Genomic DNA, 12,375 nt, shown 5'->3' on the forward strand with positions numbered 1-12,375 from the left:
TTCAGGCCAAAAGCCGCCTGTCTGTTGACTTAGCCTGCCTGCTCGCACACTTTCCGGCGCCTTGACCGCAGCCTGGTCACCCTCATCCCGCCCCGGAAATGAACCCGATGAATGTTGTCGTCGTAGAATCCCCTGCCAAAGCCAAGACCATCAATAAATATCTCGGCTCGGACTTTATCGTGCTCGCCAGTTTCGGCCATGTGCGCGATTTGCCGGCCAAGGATGGCTCGGTGAAACCGGACGAAGATTTCGCGATGATGTGGGAGGTCGACGCGGCCTCAGCCAAGCGCGTCAAGGCGATCGCCGACGCCCTCAAGGATTCCGACCGTCTGATCCTCGCGACTGACCCGGATCGTGAAGGCGAAGCCATCTCCTGGCATTTGCTCGAAGCGCTGACCAAGCGCCGCGTCCTGAAGGATGTGAAGATCGAGCGCGTGGCCTTCAACGCCATCACCAAACAGGCGGTGCTCGATGCGATGAAGCATCCGCGCGCTGTCGACATGGAATTGGTCAATGCCTATCTGGCCCGTCGGGCGCTCGACTATCTGGTCGGCTTCACCCTGTCCCCGGTGCTGTGGCGCAAACTGCCAGGCTCGCGTTCGGCCGGCCGGGTCCAGTCTGTCTCCTTGCGCCTGATCTGCGACCGCGAACTGGAAATCGAGAAATTCCGCTCCGAGGAATACTGGTCGGTTGATGCCGACATCGCCTCGGGCAGCGACACATTCCGCGCCCGCCTCGTCACCCATGACGGCAAGAAGCTGCAGAAAATGTCGCTCAAGGACCGCGCCATGGCCAATGCGGCCGTCGCTGCGATTGATGCGGCCAGATTCACCATCAGCGCCGTCGAGGCCAAGCCGACGCGGCGCAATCCGCCGCCCCCCTTCACCACATCGACCCTGCAGCAGGAAGCCGCGCGCAAGCTCGGCTTCTCGGCAACGCGCACCATGCAGACGGCGCAGAAACTCTATGAAGGTGTCAATCTGGGCGGCGAGACCACCGGTCTCATTACCTATATGCGGACCGACGGCGTCTCGATCGATGGTGCCGCCATCAATCAGGCCCGCGATGTGATCTCACGCGAACATGGCGCGCTCTATGTACCGTCCGCGCCGCGCGTCTATGTGACCAAGGCGAAGAATGCCCAGGAAGCTCACGAAGCCATCCGGCCGACCAGCTTCTCACGCCTGCCGGAATCCCTCAGCCTTGATGGCGACATGGCGCGCCTCTATCAGCTGATCTGGCGCCGTGCCATGGCCAGCCAGATGGAAAGCGCCCGATTCGAGCGCACCACGGTCGACATTACCAGTGCTGACCAGAAGACCGCCTTGCGCGCCGTTGGTTCGGTCCTGTTGTTCGACGGCTTCCTGGCCCTCTACCAGGAAGGCACGGATGACGAGGAAGACGAGGCCGAAGCCCGTCTGCCTAAAGTCGTTGCAGGCCGCGATGTCGGCATTGCCAAGACCCATGCCGACCAGCACTTCACCCAGCCGCCACCGCGCTTCACCGAAGCCTCGCTGGTCAAGCGGATGGAAGAACTCGGCATTGGCCGCCCCTCGACCTATGCCTCAACGCTGCAGGTCCTGTCGGCACGCGAATATGTCCGCCTAGAGAAGAATCGTTTCTATCCCGAGGACAAGGGCCGGGTCGTCACCGCCTTCCTCGAGAATTTCTTCGCCCGCTATGTCGAATATGATTTCACCGCGGCGCTCGAGACCCAGCTCGACAAGGTCTCGGCCGGCGAGCTGGACTGGAAGCAATTGCTGCGCGACTTCTGGACCGATTTCCGTGCCGCCATCGACGATATCGGCGAGCTGCGCATTACCGCCGTGCTCGATGCACTGAACGACGCCCTGGCGCCGCACATCTTCCCGGAAAAGGAAGACGGCAGCGATCCGCGCCTCTGTCCGTCCTGCAAGGAAGGCACGCTGAGCCTGCGACTTGGCAAGTTCGGCGCTTTCCTAGGTTGTTCAAACCATCCCGATTGCAAGTTCACGCGCCAGATGAGCCCGAATGATGAGGGTGCCGGCGATAGCGATCGCGAGCTCACGCTCGATCCGGTCACCGGTTCGATGATCATGCTGAAGAATGGCCGTTTCGGCTGGTATCTCGAAATCCCCGGCGAGGACGAAGATGCCAAACCCAAGCGCGCCTCCATCCCCAAGGGCTGGGATCCGCAGACCCTGAGCGATGAACAGGCGATCAAGCTGATCGCCCTGCCGCGCACCATCGGTCCGCACCCGGAAGATGGCGAGCTGATCACCTCGAATATCGGGCGCTATGGCCCCTATGTTCATCATGGCAAGACCTACGCCAACATCCCCAATGTCGAGGATGTGTTCGATATCGGACTGAACCGGGCTGTCGCCGTGCTGGCCGACAAGAAGGCCGGCGGCGGGCGTCAGAATTCCGCCACGACGCTGAAGGATCTCGGCGAGAATGATGGCAAGCCATTGCGGATCATGAGCGGCCGTTTCGGTCCCTATGTGAAGTATGAGAAGATCAATGCCACTCTGCCCAAGGGCACCGATCCGGAAACGGTAACCGTCGAACAGGCCATGGAATGGGTCGAGGCGCGCGCCGCCAAGGGTGCCAAGCCGAAGAAGAAACCGGCCGCCAAGAAAAAGGCCCCGGCGAAAAAGCCGGCCGCAAAGAAAAAAGCCCCAGCCAAGAAGAAAGCCCCGGCCAAGGCGGCGGCTGACGACGAGGCTGACGGCGCTACCAAGACGGCTCCGGCCAAAAAGGCCGCAGCCAGGAAACCCGCCGCGAAAAAGCCGGCGGCGAAGAAACCAGCTGCCGGAAAGGCGGATTAATCGCGGTGAGCGACAAGGAACAGACTGCTTCCGGCTTCAGCCGGGAAACCCTGATCGAGGCCATCAAGCTTGGCGCCGGCAGTTTCGACAAGCGCGGCATTGCCCGCGCGCTCGGTCTCAAGACCGGTGAACAGAAACACCTGCTCAAACAGGCACTCGGCGGCCTTGAAGCCGAGGGCGTGATCCGGCGCGATGACCAGCGTAATTACGCCCTGGCCGGAGAACTGCCCGCCGTGTGCGTGGTCGAAATTACCGGCCGCGATATCGATGGCGAATTGCTGGCCCAGCCGGCCCGTGCCGAAGGCAAGGTGCCGCTCATCCGGCTTGCACCCGGCCAGGGGGCCGGCGGTCGCGGCGAAGCGGCGCTCGGGGTGGGTGACAAGGCCCTGGTGCGTCTGGCTGTCGATGATGAGGGCGGCTATGAAGCGCGCCTGATCCGCAAGCTCGGGCATTCGGTTCAGAAGATTCTCTGCGTCCTGCGCAAGCCCGCCAAGGGACCATACCGGCTGGTGCCGGTTGATCGCCGTTCGCGCCACGAGCTGGTGCCGGCCAAGGGCGAATCCGACAAGGCCAATGATGGCGAGCTGGTGGTGTGCGAACTCGCCAAGGAACGCCGCAACGGGCTGAAGACAGCGACGATTCTCGAAGTGCTCGGCGATGTCAATTCGCCCGGCGCCGGCAGCGTGATTGCGCTGCACTCGCATGGCGTGCCGATGGGCTTCGCTGACCAGGAAATGCGCGAAGCCGAAACCATCGCCTCGGCCAAACGGCAGGGCCGTGAAGATCTGCGCGACCTGCCCCTGCTGACTATCGATCCGGAAGACGCCAAGGACCATGACGATGCCGTCTGGGCCGCCGCCGACACCGATGCGAAGAATGAGGGCGGCTGGATCGTGATGGTCGCGATCGCCGATGTCGCCGCCTATGTGACGCCCGGCAGCGCGCTTGACCGCGGCGCCTTCAAGCGCGGCAATTCGGTCTATCTGCCCGACCGCGTCGTGCCGATGCTGCCCGAACGCCTGTCCAATGATTTGTGCTCTTTGCGCGAGGGCGAGGAACGCCCCTGCCTCGCGGTCCGCATGGTGTTTGATCGCCATGGCAACAAGAAGAGCCACAAATTCCTGCGTGGCTGGATGAAGTCCGCCGCCAAGCTCTCCTATAATGATGCCCAGGCGGCGATAGACGGCAACGGCAATGCCAAGGCCAACGCCCTGCTCGACACGGTCCTGCGACCGCTCTGGAGCGCCTACGCCGCCCTGTGCGTGGCTCGCGCCAGACGCGAACCGCTGGAGATCGACTCGCCCGAACGGCGCGTCCAGGTCGGCGCTGACGGCAAGGTGACCGGAATTGAGCTGCGCGAGCGATTCGACGCCCACCGCCTGATCGAGGAATGCATGATCCAGGCGAATGTCTGTGCTGCGGAAACCCTGGAAGAGAGACGCGTGCCCCTGATCTACCGGGTGCATGAAGAGCCCTCGCGCGAGAAAATCGATGCGCTGGCGGACTATCTGCCCAATGTCGGCCTGAAATGGACGCGTGGCGACAAGATCGCGACCAGCCGTTTCAATCACCTGCTCAAACAGGCCAAGGGCGGCGAGCATTATGAGACCGTCAATGAGGTCGTTCTGCGCAGCCAGTCCCAGGCCGTCTATCACACCGTCAATCAGGGCCATTTCGGCCTGCATTTGCAACGCTATGCCCACTTCACCTCGCCGATCCGGCGCTATGCCGACCTGACCGTGCACCGGGCCTTGATCCGCGCCCTCAATCTGGGTGATGACGGGCAGAGCGATGAAGAACGCAGCCGCCTGACCTCGATCGCCGAGGAGATCACCCAGCTGGAACGGCGCGCCATGGCCGCCGAACGCGATGCGGTTGACCGCTTTGTCGCGCTCTATCTGGCCGATCATGTCGGCGGCGAATTCCCCGGCCGTATCACCGGCGTGACGCGGTTTGGCGCCTTTGTCCGCCTCGCCGCCACCGGCGCCGACGGGCTGGTGCCGATCAGCCGTCTGGGCGAGGAGCGCTTCGTCCATGATGATCGCGCCCACGCCCTGATCGGCGAGCAGACGGGCGGACGCTACCGTCTCGGTATGATCGTCTCAGTGCGGATCGAGGAAGCCACGCCGATTACCGGTGGCCTGCTGCTGGACATGGTCACCGAGGCCGAGCCCGGCCCGCGGCCCAAGCGTGGCACTGGCCGCAGCGCTCCGGCCGCCGGTCGCACCGGCGGACGGCCCTGGAAAAAGGGCAAACGGCGGTGAGTGACGAGACCCGCAAACCGGCCACCAAGGCGCTGCGCCCTCGTCTGGCCGCCTCGCTGATCCTGACCCGCGGCAGCCGGCAGACGACCGAAGTCCTTATGGGACGGCGTTCGGCGCGCCATGTCTTCATGCCGAACAAATACGTGTTTCCGGGCGGACGCGTCGACCGCGCGGATCTGACGGCACCGCTGGCGCAGGATCTGCCCTCCGACATTCTGGCCGTGATGAGCCGGGTCCTGCCGGAACGCCGCGCGCGCGCTGCAGCGATCGCGGCGGTGCGCGAAACGGCTGAGGAAACAGGCCTTCTGATCGGCCGGCAAGGATCATTCCGCTCGCGCCACGGCAATTGGGCGCCATTCCGGGCCGCGGGCGTGGTGCCGGATCTGTCGGCCTTGCGCCTGATCACCCGGGCGGTAACGCCGCCGGGCCGGTCACGGCGTTTCGACACCTGGTTTTTTACCGCGAATGCCGACGCGCTGTGCGATGACCGGGCACCGGAGCCGAGTTCCGAGCTTGAGGATGTGCAATGGGTGCCGCTGGACCAGGCCCGCACACTCGACCTGCCCATGGTGACGCATTTCGTGCTCGATGAGCTGGGCCGCGTCCTGCCGCCCTCACCTCAGCCAACCCGCTGGATTCGTGACGTTCGCGGCAAAATGGCGATCGAGACTCTGTGACCGGCCCAGGTGCAGAAATCCACTGACGCACGATCCGGGCCTGCCTATAGCTGAGCCATGATTACGCTTCTCAACGCCCCGCAATACGCCAATAATCGCGCCCTGTTCGCCGCCATCAGTTGTGCGGCGGTGTGCGGTATCATATTTGGCCTGTCCATCCCGTTGATTTCATTGCGGCTGGAATTCATGACCGGCTCCGGTCTGGTGGTTGGATTGAATGGCGCTGCGCTCGCCATATCAACCCTGGTGATGGCGCCTCTCGTGCCCCGACTGATGGCGATGGCGCCGGCGCGGACGCTCCTGATCGGCTCGCTCGTCCTGTCGGCCGCCGTTTTCCTGTTATTCCCGATCCTGCCCTCCGTGGTTCCCTGGTTCATCCTTCGCTTTGTCGTTGGATGCTTCATCACGGTCGTCTTTGTCGTCTCCGAAACCTGGATCAACCAGATCGTGACACCGGAACGCCGGGCCTTCATGCTCGGCGTTTACGGCACCGCGTTAGCCGGCGGTTTCGGTATTGGTGGCTTGCTGTTCGCCGTCTTCAGCACGGCTGAAGTCTTGCCGTTCTATCTTGCCAGCGGGATATTCCTGCTCGGCATCATCCCCGTCGCCCTGCTCAATGGCCCTCAGGCCACCGCCCCGGCGCATGAAGACTCTTCAATGAGGGCGATCCTCGCCGCGGCCGGATCGGCGCCTGCGGCCATTCTGGCGGGCCTCGCCTTCGGCGCGATCGAAACCCTGACCTTCTCCATGCTGCCGGTCTATGCCGAGCGCATCGCGATCGATCATACCTCGATCGGGGTGATGGTGTTTGCGGTCGCGATGGGCGTCCTGGTATTCCAGATTCCGCTGGGCTGGATCGCTGACCGCACCGGGCGCCGCAACACCCTGCTGGGAGTAGCCCTGGTGGCCACGCTCGGGCCACTGCTTGTCTGGGTCGCCGGAACGCGGATCGGCTTGCTCGTGCCGATCCTCTTCATCCAGTCGGGCGTCGCCAGCGGACTCTATTCCGTGGGCCTGTCCCTGCTCGGAGAACGTTTTACCGGTGGACGCATCGCAGCGGCCAATGCGGCGTTCATTTTCGCCTATGGGCTGGGGTCTCTGCTGTCGCCACCGGCTGCCGGCCTGGCGATGGACGGCTTTGGCCCGGCCGGCCTGGTGGTCGTTCTGGCAGCGAGCGCGGGCGCGTATCTGCTCTTCCTCGCCGTGACACACCTGAAAGCGGCGCGCCGCAGTTGACACCTGCTGCGCCTTGCGTATGTTCGCGCGCTCTCGCGACGGCATGGGGCCGAGCGCGCGCGCAGCATCAGGACGACTGAGCCATGGCGAAACCTACTACCATCAAGATCCGCCTGAACTCCACGGCTGGCACGGGTTATTTCTACGTGACCAAGAAGAATGCGCGCACCATGACCGAAAAGCTCGTGCTCAAAAAGTACGACCCGGTCGCCCGCAAGCACGTCGAATTCAAAGAAGGCAAAATCAAGTAAGACGGTTTTCCGTCTGACTTGCCAAGCGTAGATCAGGCTGCAGCACACGCTGCGGCCTTCTACGTGTTTTGGCTATCAGGAAAGAGCTGGGTCAGCTCTGACCAACCCCGGTCAGGCCGCAGCGCTATGCGCTGCCTCGACGCGATTGCGCCCTTCATCCTTGGCGAGATAGAGCGCTTCATCGGCCCGGCGCAGCAGCGATTCGGCGCTCTCACCATCCTCGGCCTGGGCACAGCCAATACTGACCGTGACACAGGCTGAACGTCCATCGCCGAGATCAAAGGGTTCCGATGCAATGGACGCCCGCAGGCGCTCCGATGCGCCCCGGGCCTCGGCCAGCCCGGCTCCCGGCATAACAATCACGAATTCCTCGCCGCCATAACGGGCCGCCAGATCGAGCGCCCGCAAGTCGCGTTGCACCCGTTCGGCAAAGCCGCGCAGCACGTAATCGCCGCCTTCATGGCCATACCGGTCATTGATACTCTTGAAGTGATCAATATCGGCGATCAGCAGGGAGACCGGCGCCCCGCCATTATTGGAGCTCTCCATCGCCTGATGCAGGCGGGAGGCGATATAGCGGCGATTATGCAGCCCGGTCAGCGGATCGGTGATCGCCATTTCCAGGCTCTCATCGAGCTGGGTGCGCAATCGATCCGCATAGCGCTTGCGCCGCAACTGGGTGCTCACGCGTGCCATCATCTCGCCGGCATCAACCGGGCGATGGATAATATCGTTCACGCCCAGGTCGAGGGCACGTACGGCGCTCGGCGTATCGCCGGGATTGATCACGGCCAGAATCGGCAATTGACGCGTCGCGGCATCGGCGCGGATGCGGGCGCAAAGACGCAGTCCGTCAAATCCGGGACTGGTCAGATCAACGATCAGGAGATCGGCATTGCTCCGCGCCGCCTCGAGCCCCGTCACCGGGTCGGTCTCGACCTGGGTACGAACCTGGGCCGGCATGGCGGCGGCATAGCGCGTCGCGGCCCGCGGATCGCCGCTGATCACCACAGCCCGGGCAACGGAGTCCAGATCGCCAATCGGCTCGGACATGACATAGCTCAGCGCATCGCTTGATTCGCGGTGACGCAATTCGTCGAGCACGGTCTTGAGACGCAGCAGCGAGCGGACGCGGGCGAACAGGGTGACATCATCAATCGGCTTGGTGAGAAAATCATCGGCGCCCGATTCCAGGCCCCGGATACGGTCTTCGCGCTGATCGAGCGCGGTCACCATCACAACAGGGATATGCCGGGTACGCGGCTCGTCCTTCAGAAGCCGGCAGGTCTCATAGCCATCCATGCCGGGCATCATGACGTCGAGCAGAATCAGATCGGGTTGTTCAAGCTTGGCCGCTTCGATGGCAGCAAATCCGTCAACGGCCGTACAGACGTCGAAATACTCGGCCTGCAGCTTGGCCTCAAGCAGCCGGACATTGGCCGGCTGGTCATCAACAACCAGGATTCGCGCGCTCATCGCATCGACCCCTAATCGAGAAAGTGTCGGACGGTTTCGATGAAAGTGGTGACCGTAATCGGCTTCGAGAGATAGGCCTCGCAGCCCCCCTGACGAATCCGCTCCTCATCCCCCTTCATCGCGAACGCGGTCACTGCCACAATCGGGATCGAGCACAAGGTCTCGTCATCCTTCAGCCATTTGGTCACTTCAAGGCCGGACACTTCCGGCAATTGAATATCCATCAGGATGAGATCGGGCAGATGTTCACGGGCCATTTCCATGGCCTTGAAGCCGTCCTTGGTCTGCAAGGTCTCATAGCCATGAGCCTCGAGCAGATCGTTGAACAGCTTCATGTTCAGCTCGTTGTCTTCGACAATCAGGACCTTTTTGGGCATGACCTGCAGCATGTCGATGACGCGCTTCCCGTTGTTTGAGCGCTTGTACCGCGCCTGTTGAACCCCATCCGCACTAAACCCGATCTTCCTTAACCAACAATGAGTCAGCCGCCACTTTCATCGCCAAAAGGAACAAGATAAGAACAAATATCGGCATGGGTAGTATATCGGCACCGGAAAGCGGCGAAAGCATGATTCGAATCGGCATCGATCTGGGCGGCACGAAAATCGAGGCCATCGCGATGGACCCGGCCGGCGCCATCATTGATCGCCGCCGCATCCCGGCCCCGCAAACCTATCGCGGCTGCCTCGAGGCGATAACCGGTCTGGTGGCGGCAATCGAGCGCGCGCATGGCGGCGGCTGCCGCATCGGCATCGGTCATCCCGGCTCGATCAGCCCGGCCACGGGCCTGATGCGTAATGCCAATTCGACCTGGCTCAATGGCGAGCCCTTTGCCGGCGACGTCGAGACAGCACTCAACCGGCCGGTGCGTCTGGCCAATGATGCCGATTGCTTCACCCTCTCGGAAGCCGTCGATGGCGCGGGCGAAGGCGCGGGCATCGTGTTCGGAATCATCCTCGGGACCGGGGTTGGCGGCGGCATCGCCATCGACGGAAAATTATTGCGCGGCGCTCAGGGGATTGCCGGCGAATGGGGCCACAACCCCCTGCCCTGGCCAAACGAATCAGATCAGCCGTCGGCGGCCTGCTGGTGCGGCCAGTCGAACTGCCATGAAACCTGGCTGTCCGGGCCGGGCATGGCGCGCGATCATGCCAGCCGCAATGGCGGCGATCTGGATGCGGCTGAGATATTCGCCGCTGCCGGGACGGGCGACACCGCCGCCCGGCACAGCGTCGCGCTGCATAGCGACCGGCTCGCCCGCGGCATTGCCAGCGTGCTCAATATTCTTGATGCCGATGTGGTCGTACTCGGCGGCGGTGTCTCCAACGCGCCAGGCCTGGCGCAGCGGGCAGCGGCCGGGCTGCCGGCCTATCTGTTCTCCGACACCATACGCACCCGAATCGTAACGCACCGCCATGGCGACAGCTCCGGCGTGCGCGGAGCGGCCTGGCTATGGCCAGCTGAGGCTCCATGACCCATTCGGGCTATTGCCGCGTCTGTCTGACATCGCTGGCCAAGCCGGTCGATGCCTGCCCGGCCTGCGGCTCACACCGGCATTTGTTTCACCCCGAACTGGGCACGCTCTCGATTGCGCATATCGATTGCGATGCCTTCTACGCGGCCGTCGAAAAACGGGACAATCCCGAACTGGCCGACAAACCCGTCATTATCGGCGGTCGCCAGCGCGGCGTAGTCTCGACCTGCTGCTATGTCGCGCGGATGTATGGCGTGCATTCGGCGATGCCGATGTTCAAGGCGCTCAAGGCCTGTCCTGACGCTGTGGTCATCGGCGGCGACCACGCCAAATACGCCCGCGAGGGCGGGCGCATCCGCGAGATGATGCGCGATGTGACGCCCTTGGTGGAACCGCTCTCGATCGACGAGGCCTTTCTCGACCTGACCGGCACGACACGCCTGCATGGTGCCCCGCCCGCCCTCACCCTGCTCAGACTGCAACGCCGGATCCAGAGCGAGGTCGGGATCACGGTCTCGGTCGGCCTGTCCTTCAACAAATTCCTCGCCAAGACCGCCTCCGATCTCGACAAGCCCGATGGTTTCGCGGTGATCGGCAGGGCCGAAGCGATGGATTTTCTCGGCCCCCGGCCGGTGCGATCCATCTATGGCGTCGGCCCCGCCTTCGCCGCCAAGCTGGAACGCGACGGGCTGCGCACGCTCAATGATATCCGCCGCCAGAGCGACAGGGACATGGCCAAACGCTATGGCGATTTCGGCTATCGACTGGCGCGGCTGGCGCGCGGCGAGGATCACCGCCGGGTCGAACCGGAAAGCGAACGCAAGAGTGTCTCGTCGGAGACGACCTTCAACGCCGATCACAGTGCGCTGAAATCACTGGAAGACCAGCTCTGGCGTCAATGCGTGAAAGTCGCCGACCAGATGAAGGCCAAGGGAATCTCCGGCTCGGTGGTGACGTTGAAACTGAAGACGGCTGATTTTCGCAGCCGCACCCGCCGTCGCACGCTGAACGAACCGAGCCAGCTGGCCGATACGCTGTTCAAGGTCGGCCGCGAATTGCTCGCGCCGGAGGTTGATGGCACGCGCTTTCGCCTGATCGGGATCGGGTTCTCCAGCCTTCAGGACGCCGTCGGCGACAGCGGCGACCTGCTCGACCCGAATGCGATCCGCCGCGCCACGGCCGAACGCGCCATGGACAAGGCGCGGGCCAAATTTGGCGGTGATGCGGTGGTCAAGGGACGGGCGTTGAAGCCGCGTCCGAAACAGACCCCCGACCGGGCCCCGAACCCGCCCCGTGTGAAACCTGGTCAAACCAGCTGAAGGGCATCGGCCAGAAGCCCTGCGCCGCCTGTTTGAAGGCGCCGAAATGACCCACCCCCGGGGCGCCAATCTCACCCGGCTCCAAACGCAGCAATTGCGTCTCGGCGGCGGTGTAGATTGCCAGCAAATCCAGCGCCGCGCGGCGGCTGGCCAGGGTGTCATCGGTAAAGGTCCAGTCGCAGATCGGCGCCGTGATGCGGTCAAAGCAATGCGGGCCAAGCGCGCCGAGTTCATCGCCGAAATAACCCGGCTTGAAGGCCCAGCGGCGCCATTGTTCAAACACGCCGCGCGGCAGCGCCGTGCCGCCCCATCCACCGCCGGACGGAATATGCCCCGTCAACGCCAGGCAGGCCGGTCCGTAGAGGAGCCAGAAAAAGAGCGCCGTCGGCTTGTAGCCGGGCTCATGGGCGCCCCAATAGCCGGTCCCGCAACTGACCAGGGCGTGCGCGGCCGGCTTGAGGCCGTTATCGGCGAAGCCGGGCAAATGGCCACCCACCGAATGGCCCAGCGTGTAGAGCGGTGCCTCCGGTGCCAGCGCCTGCGCGCGGTCGAGAGCGGCCGCGAAATCGAGCCGGCCCCAATCGACAATATCGGCCTGAAACCCCTTCATCTGGCGCGGCGCCGACGCACCGATCCCGCGATAATCATACAGCAGGCAGGCATAGCCCATCGCTGCGCCCTGACGCGCCAGGCGGCGGTAGAGTTCCTTGGGGAAGCCGGTCCCCGAGGAGACCAGCACCGCGGCCTTCGGGGCGTCCGGCGCGATGATGAGACCCGACAGCTCATAGCCGTCGCGCGCGTCAAACCGGATCTCTGATTCGTGGATGATTGCTGTCATGACGACACCATGCCCGATGACGCGCACGTC

The 12,375-nt window shown here is 63.6% G+C and carries 10 protein-coding genes; 7 read left to right on the top strand and 3 right to left on the bottom strand.

What is annotated here, in order from left to right; translation table 11 throughout:
* Nucleotides 1–107: 107 nt before the first annotated feature.
* The 5 genes from topA to rpmG all read left to right on the top strand — a co-directional run bounded on the left by topA (nt 108) and on the right by rpmG (nt 7,238).
* Nucleotides 108–2,810, top strand: a complete 2,703-nt coding sequence (gene topA / locus BLT42_RS11460) for a type I DNA topoisomerase (RefSeq protein WP_091770906.1) — start codon at nt 108–110, stop codon at nt 2,808–2,810.
* 5 nt (nt 2,811–2,815) lie between these two features.
* Nucleotides 2,816–5,074 (top strand): ribonuclease R, encoded by a 2,259-nt coding sequence (gene rnr / locus BLT42_RS11465; protein WP_091770908.1) that lies wholly within the window; start codon nt 2,816–2,818, stop codon nt 5,072–5,074.
* A complete protein-coding gene (locus tag BLT42_RS11470; RefSeq protein ID WP_091770910.1) occupies nt 5,071–5,751 on the top strand; it encodes an NUDIX hydrolase in 681 nt (226 codons plus the stop codon). The genes rnr and BLT42_RS11470 overlap by 4 nt, the downstream gene beginning before the upstream one ends.
* A 57-nt stretch (nt 5,752–5,808) precedes the next feature.
* Nucleotides 5,809–6,987 carry an MFS transporter gene (locus BLT42_RS11475; protein ID WP_091770912.1) on the top strand — a complete coding sequence of 393 codons (1,179 nt, stop codon included), beginning with the start codon at nt 5,809–5,811 and terminating at the stop codon, nt 6,985–6,987.
* 83 nt (nt 6,988–7,070) lie between these two features.
* The gene (gene rpmG / locus BLT42_RS11480; RefSeq protein ID WP_009800672.1) at nt 7,071–7,238 is read left to right on the top strand and encodes a 50S ribosomal protein L33; all 168 of its coding nucleotides are present in this window, start codon (nt 7,071–7,073) and stop codon (nt 7,236–7,238) included.
* A 111-nt stretch (nt 7,239–7,349) separates the two neighbouring features.
* Here rpmG and BLT42_RS11485 read toward each other — a convergent pair whose 3' ends face one another.
* Entirely contained in the window at nt 7,350–8,714 is a 1,365-nt protein-coding gene (locus BLT42_RS11485) for a PleD family two-component system response regulator (RefSeq protein ID WP_091770914.1), read from the bottom strand.
* An 11-nt stretch (nt 8,715–8,725) separates the two neighbouring features.
* Nucleotides 8,726–9,091 (bottom strand): response regulator, encoded by a 366-nt coding sequence (locus BLT42_RS11490; RefSeq protein ID WP_091770958.1) that lies wholly within the window; start codon nt 9,089–9,091, stop codon nt 8,726–8,728.
* A 155-nt stretch (nt 9,092–9,246) separates the two neighbouring features.
* Here BLT42_RS11490 and BLT42_RS11495 point away from each other — a divergent pair, with 155 nt between their 5' ends.
* Together BLT42_RS11495 and BLT42_RS11500 are read left to right on the top strand one after the other, a co-directional pair.
* Entirely contained in the window at nt 9,247–10,188 is a 942-nt protein-coding gene (locus BLT42_RS11495; protein ID WP_233342454.1) for an ROK family protein, read from the top strand.
* Nucleotides 10,185–11,507: a DNA polymerase IV gene (locus BLT42_RS11500; RefSeq protein WP_091770916.1), complete on the top strand. Its 1,323-nt coding sequence runs from the start codon at nt 10,185–10,187 to the stop codon at nt 11,505–11,507. The genes BLT42_RS11495 and BLT42_RS11500 overlap by 4 nt, the downstream gene beginning before the upstream one ends.
* Here the strand turns inward: BLT42_RS11500 and BLT42_RS11505 are convergent.
* On the bottom strand, nt 11,419–12,345 hold the full coding sequence (locus BLT42_RS11505) for an alpha/beta hydrolase family protein (protein ID WP_091770962.1): 927 nt from the start codon (nt 12,343–12,345) through the stop codon (nt 11,419–11,421). The two genes, BLT42_RS11500 and BLT42_RS11505, sit on opposite strands and share 89 nt — an antisense overlap.
* Nucleotides 12,346–12,375: the final 30 nt, after the last annotated feature.

It is taken from the genome of Maricaulis salignorans (assembly GCF_900103475.1).
GTDB classification, from domain to species: Bacteria; Pseudomonadota; Alphaproteobacteria; order Caulobacterales; family Maricaulaceae; genus Maricaulis; species Maricaulis salignorans.